Source organism: Paraburkholderia terrae (assembly GCF_002902925.1).
GTDB classification, from domain to species: domain Bacteria; phylum Pseudomonadota; class Gammaproteobacteria; order Burkholderiales; family Burkholderiaceae; genus Paraburkholderia; species Paraburkholderia terrae.
Map to the genome: position 1 here is coordinate 3,535,983 of NZ_CP026111.1, position 18,849 is coordinate 3,554,831.

17 protein-coding genes are annotated in these 18,849 nt (G+C 60.4%); all 17 read right to left on the reverse strand.

The window, feature by feature from the left end; all coding sequences use genetic code 11:
• Positions 1–740 precede the first annotated feature (740 nt).
• Positions 741–2,471, reverse strand: coding sequence for an AMP-binding protein (locus C2L65_RS15730; RefSeq protein ID WP_042305105.1), 1,731 nt, complete (start codon positions 2,469–2,471; stop codon positions 741–743).
• 202 nt (positions 2,472–2,673) lie between these two features.
• The gene (locus C2L65_RS15735) at positions 2,674–3,099 is read right to left on the reverse strand and encodes a F0F1 ATP synthase subunit epsilon (RefSeq protein ID WP_007581641.1); all 426 of its coding nucleotides are present in this window, start codon (positions 3,097–3,099) and stop codon (positions 2,674–2,676) included.
• A gap of 78 nt (positions 3,100–3,177) precedes the next feature.
• Positions 3,178–4,572: a F0F1 ATP synthase subunit beta gene (gene atpD, locus C2L65_RS15740; RefSeq protein WP_042305104.1), complete on the reverse strand. Its 1,395-nt coding sequence runs from the start codon at positions 4,570–4,572 to the stop codon at positions 3,178–3,180.
• A gap of 92 nt (positions 4,573–4,664) precedes the next feature.
• Complete coding sequence (atpG, locus tag C2L65_RS15745; RefSeq protein ID WP_042305103.1) at positions 4,665–5,552, reverse strand: F0F1 ATP synthase subunit gamma; 888 nt, start codon at positions 5,550–5,552, stop codon at positions 4,665–4,667.
• Positions 5,553–5,642: 90 nt separating this feature from the next.
• Positions 5,643–7,184: a F0F1 ATP synthase subunit alpha gene (gene atpA / locus C2L65_RS15750; protein WP_042305102.1), complete on the reverse strand. Its 1,542-nt coding sequence runs from the start codon at positions 7,182–7,184 to the stop codon at positions 5,643–5,645.
• Positions 7,185–7,242: 58 nt separating this feature from the next.
• Complete coding sequence (locus tag C2L65_RS15755; protein WP_042305101.1) at positions 7,243–7,782, reverse strand: F0F1 ATP synthase subunit delta; 540 nt, start codon at positions 7,780–7,782, stop codon at positions 7,243–7,245.
• A gap of 2 nt (positions 7,783–7,784) precedes the next feature.
• A complete protein-coding gene (locus C2L65_RS15760) occupies positions 7,785–8,255 on the reverse strand; it encodes a F0F1 ATP synthase subunit B (RefSeq protein WP_007742789.1) in 471 nt (156 codons plus the stop codon).
• A gap of 137 nt (positions 8,256–8,392) precedes the next feature.
• The gene (atpE, locus tag C2L65_RS15765) at positions 8,393–8,662 is read right to left on the reverse strand and encodes a F0F1 ATP synthase subunit C (protein WP_007180033.1); all 270 of its coding nucleotides are present in this window, start codon (positions 8,660–8,662) and stop codon (positions 8,393–8,395) included.
• An 86-nt stretch (positions 8,663–8,748) separates the two neighbouring features.
• Positions 8,749–9,600 carry a F0F1 ATP synthase subunit A gene (atpB, locus tag C2L65_RS15770; RefSeq protein ID WP_042305100.1) on the reverse strand — a complete coding sequence of 284 codons (852 nt, stop codon included), beginning with the start codon at positions 9,598–9,600 and terminating at the stop codon, positions 8,749–8,751.
• 160 nt (positions 9,601–9,760) lie between these two features.
• Entirely contained in the window at positions 9,761–10,306 is a 546-nt protein-coding gene (locus C2L65_RS15775; protein ID WP_042305099.1) for an ATP synthase subunit I, read from the reverse strand.
• Positions 10,307–10,587: 281 nt separating this feature from the next.
• Positions 10,588–11,736, reverse strand: coding sequence for an SLC13 family permease (locus C2L65_RS15780; protein ID WP_042305098.1), 1,149 nt, complete (start codon positions 11,734–11,736; stop codon positions 10,588–10,590).
• A 12-nt stretch (positions 11,737–11,748) separates the two neighbouring features.
• Positions 11,749–12,639, reverse strand: coding sequence for a ParB/RepB/Spo0J family partition protein (locus C2L65_RS15785; protein ID WP_007581688.1), 891 nt, complete (start codon positions 12,637–12,639; stop codon positions 11,749–11,751).
• Positions 12,640–12,677: 38 nt separating this feature from the next.
• Positions 12,678–13,448: a ParA family protein gene (locus tag C2L65_RS15790; protein ID WP_042305097.1), complete on the reverse strand. Its 771-nt coding sequence runs from the start codon at positions 13,446–13,448 to the stop codon at positions 12,678–12,680.
• A gap of 49 nt (positions 13,449–13,497) precedes the next feature.
• Complete coding sequence (gene rsmG, locus C2L65_RS15795; protein ID WP_042305096.1) at positions 13,498–14,175, reverse strand: 16S rRNA (guanine(527)-N(7))-methyltransferase RsmG; 678 nt, start codon at positions 14,173–14,175, stop codon at positions 13,498–13,500.
• On the reverse strand, positions 14,172–16,130 hold the full coding sequence (gene mnmG / locus C2L65_RS15800) for a tRNA uridine-5-carboxymethylaminomethyl(34) synthesis enzyme MnmG (protein ID WP_042305095.1): 1,959 nt from the start codon (positions 16,128–16,130) through the stop codon (positions 14,172–14,174). The genes rsmG and mnmG overlap by 4 nt, the downstream gene beginning before the upstream one ends.
• Positions 16,131–16,300: 170 nt before the next feature.
• Positions 16,301–17,062 carry an ABC transporter ATP-binding protein gene (locus C2L65_RS15805; RefSeq protein WP_042305094.1) on the reverse strand — a complete coding sequence of 254 codons (762 nt, stop codon included), beginning with the start codon at positions 17,060–17,062 and terminating at the stop codon, positions 16,301–16,303.
• Complete coding sequence (locus C2L65_RS15810) at positions 17,062–18,846, reverse strand: branched-chain amino acid ABC transporter ATP-binding protein/permease (protein WP_052426802.1); 1,785 nt, start codon at positions 18,844–18,846, stop codon at positions 17,062–17,064. Before C2L65_RS15810 ends, C2L65_RS15805 begins: the two co-directional genes overlap by 1 nt.
• Positions 18,847–18,849: the final 3 nt, after the last annotated feature.

The following is an 18,849-nucleotide window of genomic DNA, read 5'->3' on the forward strand; positions in this document are numbered from 1 at the left end:
GCGGCTGCCTGAAGTTCGGTCTGGCGTATTTGTGTCCTCGCGTGGTCGCTGACAAGTCCCGTCAGGACGGTCGGTTATTGCTGTGTTGCAGCATTTTTAGCACCAGATAGCAAACGGCAGTTTTAAACAAGTACCCGCGTGATCCGTATGAGCATTCGACTTCGGAGCCTTGCGTAGGCGGGCTGGACGAACGGTACACCACTGAAAACGGGATAACGCAGCGCAGTATCCGATTCGAACGGTCGGGCGAAAGGCGGGGCAATGGACTCGAAAGGTATCGGCAATATTTGCCGAACAAGCGTTTCGATATCGCAAAAAATCCCGCAACGCCTTATCTGGCGGGCGTTACAACCTGAAACACTTTGTTACCGCGCGAGCCGGGTAATTCGCCCACAATGCCTTTCACGGGTTCAGCACGGATGCGGCCGGGTAGTAGTGTCTTTGAACACACCTCCTTGGCCGGTTGGCGCAAAGCGTCGAAGCTCTGCAAAGGGGCATCTCTGCTGGAATCGTGATCGGCGTCGATCGCGCCGAGTAGTCGGTTCCTCCAATGGTCTCCTCGCGCTAACCCCGTAGCGTGTGGTTTTTAGCGGGCTCCAGGCCCGCTTTTTTTTTGCCCTGCCAAACGTTTGCGCGCCATCAAGCTTCTGTGCGCGAGCGGGCACTTCCCCTCAAAGCGAAACGCCGTGTGCCCTGCACCGGCGTTTCGCTTTTCTGCTTCGGGATGCAACCGCGCTACGTCAGGCGGTCTTGTCTTCTTTCAAACGAAGCTCGTCGATCATCCGTTCACGCATCACGAACTTCTGAACCTTGCCGGTCACCGTCATCGGAAGCTCGTCGACAAAGCGGATGTACTTCGGAATCTTGTAGTGCGCGATCTGGCCGCGGCAGAACTCCTGCACGTCTTCGGCCGTGAGACTCTCGCCTGCGCGCACGACGATCCACGCGCACACTTCCTCGCCATACTTCGAATCCGGCACGCCGAACACCTGCGCGCTCTGAATCTTGGGGTGGCGGAACAGAAACTCCTCGATTTCGCGCGGGTAGATGTTCTCGCCGCCGCGAATCAGCATGTCCTTCAGACGGCCGACGATGTTGCAATAGCCCTCGGCGTCGATCGTCGCCAGGTCGCCGGTGTGCATCCAGCCGTCGACAACGCTTTCGCGTGTCTTCGCTTCGTCGCCCCAATAACCGTTCATTACCGAATAGCCGCGCGTACACAGCTCGCCCGTTTCGCCCACGGGCACGATATTGCCCAGCGGATCGACTACCTTGACCTCCAGATGCGGCTGAATCCGGCCGACCGTGGTCGTCCGTTTGTCCAGGGGATCGGTCGTCGAGCTCTGGAACGACACCGGACTTGTCTCAGTCATACCGTAGGCAATCGTGATTTCGGCAAGGTGCATCTGCGACACGACGCGTTTCATCGTTTCGATCGGGCACGGCGAGCCCGCCATGATGCCCGTGCGGAGACGCGTGAGATCGAAAGTCGCGAAGTCGGGATGGTCCAGCTCGGCAATGAACATGGTCGGCACGCCATGCAGCGCCGTACATTTCTCCTCGGCGACCGCTTTCAGCGTCGCACCGGGGTCGAACGCCTCGCCGGGGAACACCATCGCAGCCCCCACCGAAACGCACGCCAGCACAGCGAGCACCATCCCGAAGCAGTGATACAGCGGTACCGGGATGCACAGGGAATCCTGCTCCGTGAGCCGCATCGCCATCGCGATGTAGCGTGCGTTATTCACGACGTTCCGGTGCGTCAGCGTCGCGCCTTTCGGATTGCCCGTCGTGCCGCTCGTGAACTGGATGTTGATCGGGTCGTTCGCGTTGAGCGTTGCGCCGATTGCGTCGAGGCTTGCGGGATCGAATGCGGTGCGCCCCCGTTCGATGACGTCCGAAAACGTCAGCATGCCGGGCGTTTCGGTGTCGCACATCCGGATCACGATGCGCAGATCGGGTAGCCGCGCGGCGCGCAGCTCTCCGGGCGTCGCCGACGCCAGTTCGGGCGCCAGCTCCTGCAGCATCTGCAGATACATCGACGACTTGAATTTCTCGGCAGAGATAATCGCCTTGCAACCAACCTTGTTCAGCGCGTACTCAAGCTCGGCCAGGCGGTAAGCGGGGTTGATATTGACGAGCACAGCGCCGATACGCGCCGTCGCAAATTGCGTCATCAGCCACTCGACGCGGTTCGGCGACCAGATGCCGACGCGGTCTCCCTTCTGGATGCCAAGTTCCAGCAATCCCGACGCCAAAACGTCGACTTCTTGCCGAAACTCCCGCCAATTCCAGCGAATCTCCTGCTCACGGAACACCACAGCCGGCCGCTCGGGGAAGCGCCGTGCCGTATCGACAAGAAACTGTCCGACCGTCGACTCGCTGAGTGGTACGTCAGTCGAACCGCGCACGTATGACAGCCCGTCTTTCGGTTCGATGACTGCGCCCACTCCTGCCGCTTGCGTTGCCATGGTGTTGTCTCCAGAGGTGAATCCCAGTATAGGAATGAGTTTGCGACCGATTGTGCCCCGCGGATGATCCGTCCGGCATCAAGTCTTACCCGCAGCTTTCTAGCTGCTTCGGGCATCGGTACGATTTTGCTGACCTTTCCGTAAACGTCAAGTAGACGACGAAAAAAAAGCAGCCACGAGGGCTGCTTTTCAATTGTGCTGCTTATTGTTGTCCGCGCAGTTTACGCAGACGCTGGATCGCCGCCAGCTGAGCCGTCGCATACGCGAGTTCCGCTTGCGCAGTCGCGTATTCGAGGTTCGAGCCGGTGTTCTGCAGCGCTTCTTCTGCGCGCTTGCGAGCCTGCTCGGCCTTCGCTTCGTCGAGATCCTTGCCGCGGATCGCCGTGTCGGCCAGAACCGTTACCGCGCCCGGCTGAACTTCGAGAATGCCGCCAGCGACGAACACGAACTCCTCTTCGCCGTTTTCAGATTCGATGCGCACGGCACCCGGACGAATCCGCGTGATGAGCGGCGTGTGGCCCGGCAGAATGCCGAGCTCGCCCGCTTCGCCCGGCAGCGCAACGAACTTCGCCTGGCCCGAGAAGATCTGCTCTTCCGCGCTGACGACGTCTACCTTGATGGTTGCCATTTATGTCGACTCCGAGTTGAGCGTAATTGCGTGGACGCTGAATCACCGATACAGCGTCCGCCTGGTTACACCCAGCCGTTACTGGATCTTCTTGGCCTTTTCGAAGGCTTCGTCGATCGTGCCGACCATGTAGAACGCCTGCTCCGGCAGGTGATCGCACTCGCCTTCAACGATCATCTTGAAGCCACGGATCGTTTCCTTCAGCGGCACGTACTTGCCCGGCGAGCCCGTGAACACTTCAGCAACGTGGAACGGCTGCGACAGGAAACGCTGGATCTTACGAGCGCGCGCGACCGACAGCTTGTCTTCCGGCGACAGTTCGTCCATGCCCAGAATCGCGATAATGTCGCGCAGTTCCTTGTAGCGCTGCAGCGTTTGCTGAACACCACGCGTGATGTTGTAGTGCTCTTCACCGATCACGTGCGGGTCGATCTGACGCGAGGTCGAATCGAGCGGGTCCACTGCCGGGTAGATACCCAGCGAAGCGATGTCACGCGACAGAACGACGGTTGCGTCCAGGTGGCCGAAGGTCGTAGCCGGCGACGGGTCGGTCAAGTCATCCGCAGGGACGTACACGGCCTGAACCGACGTAATCGAGCCCGTCTTCGTCGACGTAATACGCTCTTGCAGCTTGCCCATTTCTTCAGCCAAAGTAGGCTGATAGCCCACTGCGGAAGGCATACGGCCCAGCAGTGCCGACACTTCCGTACCGGCCAGCGTGAAACGGTAGATGTTGTCGACGAAGAACAGAACGTCGAGGCCTTCGTCACGGAAGTGCTCGGCCATCGTCAGGCCCGTCAGCGCGACGCGCAGACGGTTGCCCGGCGGCTCGTTCATCTGGCCGTACACCAGCGCGACCTTGTCCAGAACGTTCGAGTCCTTCATTTCGTGATAGAAGTCGTTCCCTTCACGGGTACGCTCGCCCACGCCCGCGAACACGGAGTAACCGCCGTGCTCCTTCGCGATGTTGTTGATGAGCTCCATCATGTTGACGGTCTTGCCCACGCCAGCACCACCGAACAGACCGACCTTACCGCCCTTTGCGAACGGGCAGATCAGGTCGATAACCTTGATACCCGTTTCGAGCAGTTCCGTCGACGGCGACAGTTCGTCGAACTTCGGCGCCTTCTGGTGGATCGAACGCGTCGTTTCGCTCGAGATCGGGCCGGCTTCGTCGATCGGACGGCCCAGCACGTCCATGATGCGGCCGAGGGTCGCCTTGCCTACGGGCACGCTGATCGGCTTCGCGGTGTTCTTCACCACGACGCCACGGCGCAGACCGTCCGACGAACCCAGACAGATGGTACGGACAATGCCGTCGCCCAGCTGCTGCTGGACTTCGAGCGTCAGGTCCGAACCTTCGAGAATGAGCGCGTCGTAAACCTTCGGCATGTTCTCACGCGGGAATTCCACGTCGATCACCGCGCCGATGCACTGTACGATCTTGCCTTCTACCAAAGCAGTAGTACTCATCGCTTTTCCTTTAGATACTCAATTCTTCACTCGCGCAACGGCGCAGTTTCGGTGGACTCGCCAGAAGGCGCTTCCGCGTGTCGACGTTAGCGTCAGACTGCCGCGGCGCCACCGACGATTTCCGACAGTTCCTTCGTGATCGCTGCCTGACGGCTCTTGTTGTACACGAGCTGCAGTTCGTTGATGACCGTCTTCGCATTGTCCGAAGCGGCCTTCATTGCGACCATCCGTGCCGACTGTTCCGATGCCATGTTTTCCGCGACGGCCTGATAGACCAACGCTTCGACATAACGCACCAGCAGTTCGTCGACGACGGTTTGCGCGTCCGGCTCGTAGATGTAGTCCCACGACGTTTTCGGCGTCGGACCATCCTTTTCGTCCTTGCGCTCGAACTGTTCCGCCGACAGCGGCAGCAACTGCTCGATCACCGGCTCCTGCTTCATCGTGTTGACGAAGCGGGTGTACGCGATGTACACGGCCGAAACCTTGCCTTCCGAGTACATGTCGAGCTGAACCTTCACAGCGCCGATCAGCTTCTCGAGGTGCGGCGTGTCGCCCAGTTGCACGACGTTCGACACGACCTTCGCGCGCAGACGGTTCAGGAAACCCAGACCCTTGCCGCCGATTGCCGTCGCTTCGACCGTCTTGCCCTGACCTTCCAGCTCCTTGAACTTCTGGAGCGAAGCGCGCAGCACGTTCGTGTTCATACCGCCGCACAGACCCTTGTCAGTCGTGACAAGGATGAAGCCTGTCGACTTCGCCCCTTCGTTCGTGACCATGAACGGGTGACGGTATTCCGGAGTAGCACTGCTCATGTGCGCAGCGATATCGCGGACCTTGTCGGCGTACGGGCGAGCAGCGCGCATGCGCTCCTGAGCGCGGCGCATCTTCGATGCGGCCACCATCTCCATCGCTTTCGTGATCTTGCGCGTGTTTTGCACGCTCTTGATCTTGCCGCGAATTTCCTTCATTCCAGCCATTGCTTGCTCCTTGATCGAAGCAGCACGAACGCGCTTTCACGCGCCCACGCTGCTTCAAGGTCCGTTTATGCCTTGCGGATCACTCGCGGATCAATAAGCGCCCGACTTCTTGAAGTCCTTGAGTGCGGCATGCAGCGCGCCCTCGTCGTCCTTCGAGAGGTCTTTGTTGTCTTCGATGCGCTTGATCAGGTCAGCGTGCTTCGACTTCAGGAAATCGCGCAGGCCCTTTTCGAAAGGCAGCACTTGCGACACTTCCAGATCGTCGAGGTAGCCGTTGTTCGCTGCGAACAGCGACACCGACAGCTCCCACACTTGCAGCGGCTGATACTGCGGCTGCTTCAGCAGTTCCGTCACGCGGCGGCCGCGCTCCAGCTGCTTGCGGGTGGCTTCGTCGAGGTCCGATGCGAACTGCGCGAACGCTGCCAGTTCACGGTACTGTGCGAGGTCGGTACGGATACCGCCCGACAGCTTCTTCACGACCTTCGTCTGCGCCGCACCACCAACGCGCGACACCGACACGCCGGCGTTAATTGCCGGGCGGATACCTGCGTTGAAGAGGTCGGTTTCCAGGAAGATCTGGCCGTCGGTAATCGAGATCACGTTCGTCGGAACGAATGCGGTCACGTCGCCTGCCTGCGTTTCGATGACGGGCAGTGCCGTCAGCGAGCCGCTCTTGCCCTTCACTTCGCCGTTCGTGAACTTCTCGACGTACTCTTCCGAGACGCGAGCAGCACGCTCGAGCAGACGCGAGTGCAGATAGAACACGTCGCCCGGGTAAGCTTCACGGCCCGGCGGACGGCGCAGCAGCAGCGAGATCTGACGGTATGCCCAAGCCTGCTTGGTCAAGTCGTCATAAACGATCAGTGCGTCCTGGCCGCGGTCGCGGAAGTATTCGCCCATCGTGCAGCCGGCGTACGGTGCGAGGTACTGCATCGCTGCCGATTCCGAAGCCGAAGCGGCGACGACGATCGTGTATTCCATCGCGCCCGTTTCTTCGAGCTTGCGAACCACGTTCACGATCGACGAAGCCTTCTGGCCGATCGCAACGTAGATACAGAACAGGTCTTTGCCCTTCTGGTTGATGATCGTGTCGACTGCGACGGCCGTCTTGCCGCACTGGCGGTCGCCGATGATCAGCTCGCGCTGGCCACGGCCGATCGGCACCATCGAGTCGATCGACTTCAGACCGGTTTGCACCGGTTGCGACACCGACTTACGCCAGATCACGCCCGGAGCAATCTTTTCGATTGCGTCGGTTTTCTTCGCGTTGATCGGGCCCTTGCCGTCGATCGGGTTACCCAGTGCGTCGACCACGCGGCCGATCAGTTCCGGGCCCACCGGCACTTCGAGAATGCGGCCCGTCGTCTTGACGATGTCGCCTTCCGAGATGCTTTCGTATTCACCCAGAATCACCGCGCCGACCGAGTCACGCTCGAGGTTCAGCGCGAGGCCGTACACGTTGCCCGGGAATTCGAGCATTTCGCCCTGCATCACTTCCGACAGGCCGTGGATACGCACGATACCGTCGGTCACGGAGATCACGGTGCCCTGGTTGCGAACGTCTGCGCTCGCTTCAAGGCCCTGGATCCGGCTCTTGATCAGCTCGCTGATCTCAGAGGGATTGAGTTGCATTATTCGCTCCTGATAGTCAATTCTGTTGCGTGCCAGCCGTCACAACCACGTGAGGGCTTCAGGCCGTCAGAGCCGTCTGCATGCTGGCGAGCCGCGCGCGGACCGAGGTATCGAGCACTTCGTCGCCAACCGTCACGCGAACGCCGCCGATCAACGACGAGTCCACCTGGACCGTCGGCTTCAGCTTGCGCTTGAATTTGCGTTCGAGGCTTGCGACGAGGTCGTTCAGCTGCGCACCTTCGAGGGGGAATGCGCTGACGATCAGCGCATCGGCCGCACCTTCGCGGGCGTTCTTCAACTCTTCGAACTGCGTGGCGATTTCCGGCAAGAGCGGCAGACGATGATTGTCGACCAGCATCTGAACCAGATTCTTCGCCTGCGGGTTGTCCTTGAGCGGCGATTTCACCGCGGCCAGCAGCAGTTCGCTGATCTGGGTACGGCTGACTTTCGGGCTCGAGGCAATCGACAGCACTTCGGGCAGACGCGCAACCTGTGCCAGCTCCTGCACGAGCGTGGACCAGGCGGCGGTGTCACCTGCTTCGGCCACGCCAAACAGCGCTTCTGCGTACGGACGGGCGATGGTTGCAAGTTCGGCCATGATCAGAGCTCGGCTTTGAGTTGATTCAGCAGGTCGGCGTGAGCCGCCTGGTCGACTTCGCGCTTCAGGATCTGTTCGGCACCCTTCACGGCCAGCGCGGCGACTTCGCCACGCAGCGTTTCACGCGCCTTCACGACCTGCTGATCAGCGTCGGCTTTCGCCTGAGCGATGATGCGCGCAGCTTCGGCTTGCGCCTGTGCCTTGATTTCGTCGGCGACCGCGACTGCACGCTTTTCGGCGTCAGCAATACGTTGCTGGCCGTCGTTGCGTGCCTGAGCGAGTTCCTGGTCGACGCGCTTGTGCGCGGCTTCGAGTTCCAACTTGCCCTTTTCAGCGGCCGAGAGGCCGTCGGCGATCTTTTTCGAGCGCTCGTCGAGGGCGTTGATCAACGGCGGCCACACGAACTTCATCGTGAACCACGCGAGGATCAGGAACACGACCATTTGCGCAAACAGGGTTGCGTTGAGATTCACGGTGTTTCCTTAAACGTTGCTTGGTCGGAGGAGGAAACGGCAAGGCGCTCATCGATTCATTGCTCGATCAGCGCCTTAGTGCCCGTTCCGCTTCGCGCCTTATCAGTTATAGATCAGGCGCACACTTCCGAGGAACCTCAGCCTGCCAGCTTCGACAGCAGCGGGTTCGCAAACGCAAACAGCATTGCCACACCAACGCCAATCAGGAACGCCGCATCGATCAGACCAGCCAGCAGGAACATCTTGGTTTGCAGCGGGTTCATCAGTTCCGGCTGGCGAGCGCATGCTTCGATGTACTTGCCGCCCATCAGACCGATACCGATACAGGCGCCGATAGCACCCAGGCCGATGATGATGCCGATACCGATGGCGGTCAGACCCTGGATGTTGGCGATGAAAGCTTGCATGATCACTCCTTGTGAAAAGTCTTTTTGGAACTGGGATTTAAAAAACTACGATACTTGAAACTCTGATTCTTTCTTACGACGCCACGTTAGTGGGAGTCGTGTGCCTGGCCGATGTACACCAGCGTCAGCATCATGAAAATGAACGCCTGCAGCAGAACGATCAGGATGTGGAAGACCGCCCACACGCTGCCCGCGATCACGTGGCCGATGAAGCCAAGCACCGTCGTGTCCGCGCCGAAGCTCCAGATGCTGCCGAGCAGGGCAATCAGCAGGAACAACAGCTCGCCCGCGTACATGTTGCCGAACAGCCGCATGCCGAGGGAAACCGTCTTCGCGACGAACTCGATGATGTTCAGTGCAAGGTTCGGGATCCACAGCAGCGGATGCGCGCCGAACGGAGCGGACAGCAGCTCATGCACGAAGCCGCCTGCGCCCTTGATCTTGAAGTTGTAGTAAATCATCAGCGCGAACACGCCGAGCGCGATGCCGAGCGTGCCGTTCAGGTCGGCAGTCGGAACGATGCGGTGGTGCGGGATGACTTCCGACAGACCGAGCCAGCCGATCACGCGGCCCGGCAGGTCGACGGGGAGAAAGTCGAGCGAGTTCATCAGCGCGACCCAGACGAATACCGTCAGCGCGAGCGGCGCGATGAACGTGCGGTTGCCGTGGATCATCGACTTCGATTGATCCTCGACCATCTCGACCAGCATTTCGATTGCGCACTGGAAACGGCCCGGCACGCCGGACGTCGCCTTACGCGCAGCGAGACGCAAGATGAGGATGGTGACAAGACCGCATACGATCGACCAGAAAAGCGTATCGAGATTCCAGACGTGGATGTCGAAAATCGACGTCTGATGAGCGGTGGAAAAATTCTGCAAGTGGTGCGCAATGTACTCGGACGGATCCAGAGCGCGCGTTCCTTCGCTAGCTGCCATATCGTTAATGCCACCCAAATTGTCGAAAATCTTTCCGGGCCGCTCCCGCCGCAATACTCTATTGCGGGAACACGCCAGCGCGGGACTTTGTCGAACCCGCGCGCCTCGTGGCTGACGCCGCGTCGTTCACGCCTCGCATCAGCCTAATGTCTCGTTTGCTTCATCGCCAGGCGAGCGCGATCCAGTACGTCTTGAGAGCGATGAGATAGGTCACGAGCAGCGGAATCCACCGTACGTCGTGATACCAGAAGGCGATGGCAATAAACATCGCGATCGTTGTCCCCATCTTGAGCGCTTCACCGATCATCCAGCTCATCGCTGTCTGGGCGCCGCTCAACTTCTTAAGACGTGCCGCGAACAATGCGCTCGGCACCCAGCAAATCGCTCCTCCCAGGAAGGCTGACAGCGCAGCAGCGCCCGGCGGCGTGTAGAACAGCCACCACAACAGCGTCGCACCCAGGGACAAAACCATTTGCGCAATCACGACCTTGAACGGCGTAACGCGCGATGGACGACTCACGTTCGGGCCGAACAGTTTTTCGGCCTCGGCCCGCGTGAGCGGAACGATATTGTTATCTTGCTGCTCGGCATCCCATGCCTCGTCATGCACGGCGCGCTGACCACCAGTCGCTTGCGGGCCACTGCGCCCGTCGCGGTGTTCGTCGTGCCGTTGTTGCGGCGTTTGGTTCGACGCTTTGACCGCCATCGCAGTGTTCCGCAGAGTCCTGTTCAGTCCGCGAGCTTTCGCACCGCTTACGGGATTGCCTAGCAAATAAATCCGGGCGATTGTAAGCGATAGTTGCAGGCAATTCAAGACTTTAGCCCGACCAATAACCCGCATGAAACGGTGCTTCACGATACGGGAAAACTCCGATTTTCATGCTGTCGGACTGCAAATGTAAGGACGTCGCGGGAGACCGGGAAATCCGGGCCGGACTGTGCTAGGGCATCACGTTCCAATGCGTGTTTTTGCCACACGCAGGAGTGTCAAAAATGCAACAGAAGCCAGCCGCCGATTGCGCCGCCGACGACCCAGAACGGGATCGAAAAGAGATGAAACTGCGCCCACATTCCGCGCTGTCCTGAAAGCCTCATTGCAATCAGATTCGCCAGCGAACCGATCGCGAATCCGAAGCCGCCGACGCTGACGCCGAACGCAAGCGCGCGCCAATCCTTCGAAAACTCGGCCAGCATGATCGCTGCGGGAACGTTGCTGATGAACTGGGACAGCACGGCGCCCGCCGCGTAGGCGCGCAACGGCGTCGCGAGATGCAGTTGCCCGACGGCGTTGTGTACCCACGGCAGCGCTGCGACGCTTCTCAACACAATGAACATGAACACGAAGATCAGCAGCAAAAGCCAGTCGATCTTCAGGACGATTCGCGGGCGCCAGAAGATAAATCCGACGCCGACGCCAATCAGTCCGATGCCCGCCCGATGAGAATCGGCGAGCAGCACGAATGCCGCAAACAAAACAACCGCAACGCCAAGCAACGGACGATCGACGGGATGCGGTTCCGTGTCTTTCGACAGATCCAGCGCGGTCCGCTTGAACGATACCGTGGCCAACGCGTACAGCATCACCATCAGCGCCAGACACAAGGGCGCGAGCGTGAACACGAACCCGCCGAATGAGACGCCGCTCGTTTGCCAGAGAAACAGATTCTGCGGATTGCCCAAAGGCGTGAGGATCGAGCCTGCGTTGACCGCTATCGCGATGAAAATGACGAGCCGCTTGAGCGGTAGCGGCGCCAACTCGTTCAGCGACAACGTAAGCGGCACGACGACGAACAACGCGACATCGTTGGTCAGCAACGTCGACAGCGCGGCCGCGAGCGTGATCAACAGATACGCCAGCGCTCGCTGCGACCGGATGTGATGGACGACGCGATGCGCGAGCCACATCAGGAATCCTGAATATTCGACGGCCTTCGTCAAGATCAGGAGGCCGGCAAGCGTCATCACCGTCTGCCAGTCGACCAGCGCGGGCAACGATCCCCACGGATGCGGATGAAAAACCTGCAACACGATCAATGCAACGACGAGCACGGTAAGCACCGGCTCCTTCGTTGCATAGTGGAAGATCGTGCTTAGCAGGTTGCGATGTGGTTTTAGCGCTTGCTCGGCAGCGGGCATCGGGGAAGGTTCTTATGCGGCGGCTGCGTTGCCCCGCAGCCGAACGAGAATGCCTTCCAGTGCATCGAGGTCGCCGAAATCGACGAGCACCTGCCCTCGCCCACGGCGTCCGAGCTTGATCTTCACCGTGGCGGCGAGCAGATCCGACAATTCCTCTTCGAGCCGTCGCGTGTCGCGGCCGCCGTCGTTGTTCGCTTTCGCCTTTACAGTAGGTACAGCCTTCGTCGTCGCCGTGACCAGCTTTTCGGTTTCACGCACAGACATGCGCTTGTTGACGACCTGGTTCGCGAGCGTAATCTGCGTGGCCCCGTCCACGGCAAGCAGTGCGCGTGCGTGGCCCATGTCGAGATCGCCGGCGAGCAGCATCGTTTGCACGGGAGACGCCAGGTTCAACAGACGCAGCAGATTCGATACCGCGCTGCGCGAGCGCCCCACCGACTCGGCCGCCTGCTCATGCGTGAAGCTGAACTCATCGAGCAGCCGCTGGATGCCCTGCGCCTCTTCCAGCGGGTTCAGGTCCTCGCGCTGGATATTCTCGATGAGTGCCATCGCGGCGGCAGCCTGATCGGGCACGTCGCGCACCAGGACAGGCACTTCTTCGAGACCAGCGAGGCGCGCAGCGCGAAAACGCCGCTCACCCGCGATGATTTCGAACTTCTCCGGAGAAACGGGCCGCACCAGAATCGGCTGCATCAGACCCTGTGCGCGAATGCTGGCCGCCAGTTCCTGCAGTGCCCCCTCGTCCATGCGCGTGCGCGGCTGATACTTGCCCGCCTGCATCTTGTCGAGCGGCAACGTGTGAGGTGCGCCGTTGATCTTCACCGCTTCGGTGATATCCGCGCTTCCGCCGAGCAGCGCTTCCAGCCCCCTGCCCAACCCCTTCTTCCGTGCTACTGCGTTCATCGTGGTTCCTCGATCCGCTTTGGATGATTGACGCTGCGTCATAGCAGGCGCACCCGCTCGATCATTTCCGCGCCGAACTGCACATAAGCCTGCGCGCCGCGCGATGCGCGGTCGAACACGACACCCGGCAGGCCGTAACTCGGCGCCTCGGCGAGTCGCACGTTCCGCGGAATGACGACGTCGAACACCTTGTCTCCAAAGTGCTCTTTCAGTTGTTCCGATACCTGCTGTTGCAGCGTGATGCGTGGATCGAACATCACACGCAACAAGCCGATCACCTTCAGGTCTCGGTTCAGGTTCGCATGCACCTGCTTGATCGTATTGATGAGGTCCGACAGGCCCTCGAGCGCGAAGTATTCGCATTGCATCGGGATAACGACGCCATGCGCGGCGCAGAGTCCGTTCAGCGTCAGCAGCGACAGTGCGGGAGGACAGTCGATCAGCACGAAGTCGTAGTCCGATACGACGTGCGCAATCGCCTCCTTGAGCTGACGCTCGCGATTCTCCATGCCCACGAGTTCGACTTCGGCCCCTGCCAGTTCACGGTTCGCCGGCACGACATCATACGAGACGGCTTCGGACTTCACTCGCGCGTCGACCAACGACACGCCGTCGACCAGCACTTCGTAAACCGTGTTCTCGCAAGCGGCTTTGTCGACGCCGCTACCCATGGTGGCGTTACCTTGCGGATCGAGATCGATGAGCAGGACCCGCTGTCCCTGCGATGCGAGGCTCGCGGCGAGATTGACCGCGGTCGTCGTTTTGCCGACTCCACCCTTCTGGTTCGCAACGCAGAAGATTTTTGCCATCTGTTAGGTGTCCCTTTGCAGCCTGTTTAATGAAATTTCGATCTGAAATTCAGCCTACCGTGACTTCGATCAGATGCCGCTCGGCATCCAGCGCAGGCACTTTGAGACGAATCACTTGCTTCACGTGGGCGCCTTCAGGCAGGCGCTCGATTTCCCCATCCGGTCGAACGCCCTTCATTGCCCAGATCGCGCCGTCGTCCGCAACGAGGTGACGGGCCAGTGTAACGAAATCCGCCAGCTCTGCGAATGCGCGCGAGACAATTACATCGAACTTTCCTGGAACCTCGGTGCCCGGCCGCAGATTTTCGACGCGCCCCGTGACAACCGACAGATTTCCCAAGCCCAGTTCCGCCTTAGCTTGTGACTGGAACGCGGACTTTTTCTGAACGATGTCATTGACGGTGATCGTCCAGTCGGGAAACACGATCGCGAGGACGACGCCCGGCAGTCCGCCTCCCGAGCCGACGTCCAGCAGCGTCGCCGGTCCAAGCGTAGCCAGATGCGGAACGATCGAAAGAGAATCCAAGATGTGCTGGATCAGCATTTGGCGCGGATCGCGGATCGCCGTCAGGTTGTAGACGGCATTCCACTTGGCCAGCAACGCAACGTAGTCGAGCAGTTTGCCCTTTTGCTCCGCGCTCAGCTCGATGTCCAGTTCGCGCAGGCCCTCATCCAGCAGAGCGGCGAGCGCCTCGCGCCCCGCTGTCGTGTCGATACGTGCCGTCATTGAGCCACCGGCGAGTTGTCGGTGCCAGCGCTAGCGGGTTTCTGCGCGCGCCGACCGAGGCCGCGCTTCAGGTGAACCATCAGTAGCGAGATCGCAGCCGGTGTGATGCCGGAAATGCGCGACGCCTGGCCAATCGTTTCCGGGCGGAACTGCGTCAGCTTCTGACGTGCCTCGAACGACAGCCCTCGAACCTCTGAGTAATCGAGGTTTTCGGGCAACTTCGTGTTCTCGTGCGCTTCGTTTCGCTCGATCTCGCCAGCTTGCCGCTCGATATAACCCTGATATTTGACGCCGATCTCGATCTGTTCCTTGATTTGCGCGAGCAGCACTTCGTCATCGGCCAGTACCTCGGCCGGGCCACAGGCGCCTTCGCGCAAAGCGCAGACGCCGTCGTACGAAACACCGGGACGCCGCAGCAGATCGGCGAGACTGTACTCATGGTCGATCGACTTGCCGAGCAAGGCGGTCGCTTCCTCAGACGAAAGCGTCTTCGGATTGACCCATGTGGTGCGCAGCCGCTCTGTTTCACGTGAAACAGCGTCGCGTTTACGGCTGAATGCATCCCAGCGCTCGTCGTCCACAACGCCGAGTTCACGTCCGATCTCCGTCAGACGCATGTCGGCGTTGTCTTCGCGCAGGCTCAAGCGATACTCCGCGCGGCTCGTGAACATCCGATAAGGCTCGGACACGCCACGCGTGACCAGATCGTCCACCAGCACGCCCAGATAAGCCTGATCACGGCGCGGACACCACGCTTCCTTGCCCTGCACATATAGACCAGCGTTGATCCCGGCCAGCAGCCCTTGCGCCGCCGCCTCTTCGTAGCCGGTCGTACCGTTGATCTGACCGGCAAAGAACAGACCGTTGATCACCTTCGTTTCCAGCGACGCCTTCAGCCCACGCGGATCGAAGTAGTCGTATTCGATCGCATAGCCCGGACGCAGGATATGCGCGTGCTCCAGGCCCACCATCGACCGGACCAACTCGAGCTGGACGTCGAACGGCAGGCTCGTGGAGATTCCGTTCGGATAGAACTCGTTCGTGGTCAAGCCTTCCGGCTCGAGAAAGATCTGATGCGACTCTTTCGACGCAAAACGGTGAATCTTGTCCTCGATTGACGGGCAATATCGCGGCCCAACGCCTTCGATGACGCCCGTGTACATCGGCGAACGGTCCAGACCGCTACGGATGATGTCGTGAGTTTGGGAGTTGGTATGCGTAACCCAGCACGGCACCTGACGCGGATGCTGCTCGACGCGTCCAAGGAACGAGAACACTGGGACCGGATCGAGGTCACCCGGCTGCTCTTCCAGCTTCGAGAAATCGATCGTACGACCGTCGATACGCGGCGGTGTGCCCGTCTTCAACCGCCCCTGCGGCAGCTTCAGCTCCTTGAGCCGTGCCGACAGCGACACCGCAGCCGGGTCCCCTGCTCGCCCGCCCGTGTAGTTGTTGAGGCCGACGTGGATCTTCCCATCGAGGAACGTACCAGCCGTCAAAACCACCGCACGCGAGCGAAAACGAACTCCAACCTGCGTCACGGCGCCGACAACGCGGTCGCCTTCGACCATCAAATCGTCGACAGATTGCTGAAACAGCCAAAGATTCGGCTGATTCTCGAGGCGATGGCGGATCGCCGCCTTGTAGAGAATGCGGTCAGCCTGTGCGCGCGTCGCCCGAACGGCGGGCCCCTTCGACGAGTTGAGAATGCGGAATTGAATCCCGCCTTCGTCGGTAGCAGCCGCCATTGCGCCGCCGAGTGCGTCGACTTCCTTGACCAGATGGCCTTTGCCAATGCCGCCAATCGACGGATTGCAGCTCATCTGACCGAGGGTTTCGATGTTGTGCGTCAGCAAAAGCGTCTTGTTGCCCATGCGCGCGGACGCCAAAGCGGCTTCCGTGCCGGCATGACCGCCGCCAACGACGATTACGTCAAACTCTGTGGGATAAAGCATCGCGGATCTCACGCGGGATCCAGCGTGAGCCTAAAAGAAAGTATGGGCGAAATTATAGCGGGTTCGCTTTTGGCCCGAATTCCGTCCAGACGGTATAGGACGAAAAAACGGCGTGTTTCACGTGAAACACGCCGCTCATTTGACAGCCAATTCGCCAAAAAATCCTTTGGCTACGCGACTTTCTTCGTCAGGCCCAGATATGTCTCGATGACACGTGGATTCTGCGCCAACTCATTCGCCTCTCCTTCCAGCGCCAGCTCTCCTGTTTCGAGAACATATCCATAGTCAGAGATCTGCAGCGCAGCGCGGGCATTCTGCTCGATCAGCAGCGTGGCAACACCCGTCTGACGCAGTGCGCTGATGATATGAAAAATCTCTTTCACGATCAGGGGCGCCAAGCCCAAGCTCGGCTCATCGAGCATGAGCAGATCCGGCTTGCCCATCAGCGCGCGTCCAACCGCCAGCATTTGCCGCTCGCCGCCCGACAACGTACCAGCAGCTTGCTTGCGACGCTCCTTCAACCGCGGAAAAAGCTGGAACACGGGCTCAAGTTGGTCGAGATAATTCCGCTCGCCAGCGCGCTTGCGACGATATGCGCCCAGCACCAGGTTGTCCTCGACCGTCATCGCGGCAAACAGCTCGCGCTTCTCCGGCACAAAACACATGCCGCGCGCCACGCGCTTCTCGATGGGAACGTGGCTCACGTCCTCATCCCGGTACATAATCGCGCCCTTTGCATGTCCCGTCACCGGCAACGCGCCCATGATCGCGTTCAGCAGCGTCGACTTACCCGCGCCGTTCGGACCGATCACCGAGACGATCTGGCCGGGGCCGACGGCGATTTTCGCGCCATGCAGCGCTTCGACCTTTCCATATCGCACGGAAAGACTGTTCACTTCGAGAATCGGTGCAGCCGTTGTCTGATTCACCATCACTCCACCCCGCCCAGATAAGCTTCCAGCACGGCCGGATCGTTCTGCACGTCTTGCGGCAAGCCTTCCGCGATACGCGTCCCAAACTCCATGACTACCAGTCGATCCGTCAGGTTCATCACGAAATCCATATCGTGTTCGACCAGCAGCACGCTCATACCTTCCTCGCGAAGCTTGCGCAGCAGCGTCGCCAGTTGCTGCTTTTCCTGATAACGCAGGCCGGCTGCCGGCTCATCGAGCAGCAGAAGCGTCGGATCGCAGCACAGCGCCCGCGCAATCTCCAGAATCCGCTGCTTGCCCAGTGCGAGGCTGCCCGCTTCGTCGTACATATGCTCTTCGAGGCCCACGCGCCGGATCTGACGCGCCGCTTCCGCCATCAGACGTGCCTCCTCGGCCGCGTTCAGGCGCGCCACGCTGCCCCACACGCCCGCATGCCCGCGCAGATGCGCACCGATCGCGACGTTCTCCAGCACAGTCATGCCCGGCAGCAGTTTGACGTGCTGGAACGTGCGCCCAATGCCGCGTTTGACGATTTCACGTGAATTGAGCGCATCGATACGCTCGCCCTGAAACGAAATCGAGCCGCTCGTCGGCTGCAGGACGCCCGTGACCAGATTGAACGTCGTCGACTTGCCTGCGCCGTTCGGCCCGATCAAGCCGATGATCTGCCCCGCCTTCACTTCGAAGCTGACATCGTTGACCGCCACCAGACCGCCGAACTGCTTGCGCGCCTTGTCCACCACGAGCAGCGTTTCGCCCGCAGTCGGCTTGCTGCGCTGCGGCAAAGCATCCGCATGATCCGGCACGTGCGCGCGCGGGCCGCGCGGGAACATGCGCGCGACGAACGGCCACACGCCTTGGCGTGCGTACTGCAAAAGCAGCACCATCAAGACGCCAAAAACGATGATCTCGAAGTTGCCGTTTTCGCCGAGCAGTTTCGGCAGCAGTGTCTGCAGATAGTCCTGCAGAATCGTCAGGATCGCCGCACCGAGCACCGCGCCCCACACATGCGCGACACCGCCTACCACGGCCATGAACAGAAACTCGATGCCGTGATTGAGGCCGAACGGCGTCGGATTCACCGCACGCTGTAAATGCGCGTACAGAAAACCCGAAATCGCCGCCAGCACCGCCGCGTAGACGAAGATCACGACGCGCATCCAAGCCGTATTCACGCCCATTGCCTCCGCCATCAAGCCGCCGCCGCGCAGCGCGCGAATCGCCCGCCCCGGCCGGCTATTAAGCAGATTCTGAACAGACACCACGGCGCCGAGCACGACGATCCAAATCAGGTAATAGATATGGCGGCCCGATTCCAGATTGATGCCGAGCACGTTCAGCACCGGAATCCCGTTGATCCCGTCGTACTTGCCGAGCATCTCCATATTGCCGAACAGGAAGAACAGCGCGAGCCCCCACGCGATCGTTCCGAGCGGCAGGAAGTGGCCCGACAGCCGCATCGTGACGGCGCCGAGCAGCAGCGCGATCAGCGCCGTCAGCACTACGCCGACGATCAGCGCGAGCCACGGCGATACGCCGAACTGCGTCGTCAGATACGCCGTCGCATACGCGCCGACGCCGACGAACGCCGCCTGCCCAAAGCTCGTCATTCCGCCGATGCCTGTCAGCAGCACAAGGCCGATCGCCACGATCGAATACAGCCCGATGTAGTTGAGCAGCGTCACCCAGTACTCGGGCACGCGGATCGGCTGCGGCAGCACGGGCAGCGCGAACATGACGACGAGGAACAACCAGAAGAACCTGTTTTGCATGATGCGTTTCATCGC

Excerpts from the sequence above, each read along its gene's own strand:
- C2L65_RS15730 (WP_042305105.1), bottom strand. The coding sequence starts at position 2,471 with ATGGCAACGCAAGCGGCAGGAGTGGGCGCAGTCATCGAACCGAAAGAC.
- C2L65_RS15735 (WP_007581641.1), bottom strand. The coding sequence starts at position 3,099 with ATGGCAACCATCAAGGTAGACGTCGTCAGCGCGGAAGAGCAGATCTTC.
- atpD (WP_042305104.1), bottom strand. The coding sequence starts at position 4,572 with ATGAGTACTACTGCTTTGGTAGAAGGCAAGATCGTACAGTGCATCGGC.
- atpG (WP_042305103.1), bottom strand. The coding sequence starts at position 5,552 with ATGGCTGGAATGAAGGAAATTCGCGGCAAGATCAAGAGCGTGCAAAAC.
- atpA (WP_042305102.1), bottom strand. The coding sequence starts at position 7,184 with ATGCAACTCAATCCCTCTGAGATCAGCGAGCTGATCAAGAGCCGGATC.
- C2L65_RS15755 (WP_042305101.1), bottom strand. The coding sequence starts at position 7,782 with ATGGCCGAACTTGCAACCATCGCCCGTCCGTACGCAGAAGCGCTGTTT.
- atpE (WP_007180033.1), bottom strand. The coding sequence starts at position 8,662 with ATGCAAGCTTTCATCGCCAACATCCAGGGTCTGACCGCCATCGGTATC.
- atpB (WP_042305100.1), bottom strand. The coding sequence starts at position 9,600 with ATGGCAGCTAGCGAAGGAACGCGCGCTCTGGATCCGTCCGAGTACATT.
- C2L65_RS15775 (WP_042305099.1), bottom strand. The coding sequence starts at position 10,306 with ATGGCGGTCAAAGCGTCGAACCAAACGCCGCAACAACGGCACGACGAA.
- C2L65_RS15780 (WP_042305098.1), bottom strand. The coding sequence starts at position 11,736 with ATGCCCGCTGCCGAGCAAGCGCTAAAACCACATCGCAACCTGCTAAGC.
- C2L65_RS15785 (WP_007581688.1), bottom strand. The coding sequence starts at position 12,639 with ATGAACGCAGTAGCACGGAAGAAGGGGTTGGGCAGGGGGCTGGAAGCG.
- C2L65_RS15790 (WP_042305097.1), bottom strand. The coding sequence starts at position 13,448 with ATGGCAAAAATCTTCTGCGTTGCGAACCAGAAGGGTGGAGTCGGCAAA.
- rsmG (WP_042305096.1), bottom strand. The coding sequence starts at position 14,175 with ATGACGGCACGTATCGACACGACAGCGGGGCGCGAGGCGCTCGCCGCT.
- mnmG (WP_042305095.1), bottom strand. The coding sequence starts at position 16,130 with ATGCTTTATCCCACAGAGTTTGACGTAATCGTCGTTGGCGGCGGTCAT.
- C2L65_RS15805 (WP_042305094.1), bottom strand. The coding sequence starts at position 17,062 with ATGGTGAATCAGACAACGGCTGCACCGATTCTCGAAGTGAACAGTCTT.
- C2L65_RS15810 (WP_052426802.1), bottom strand. The coding sequence starts at position 18,846 with ATGAAACGCATCATGCAAAACAGGTTCTTCTGGTTGTTCCTCGTCGTC.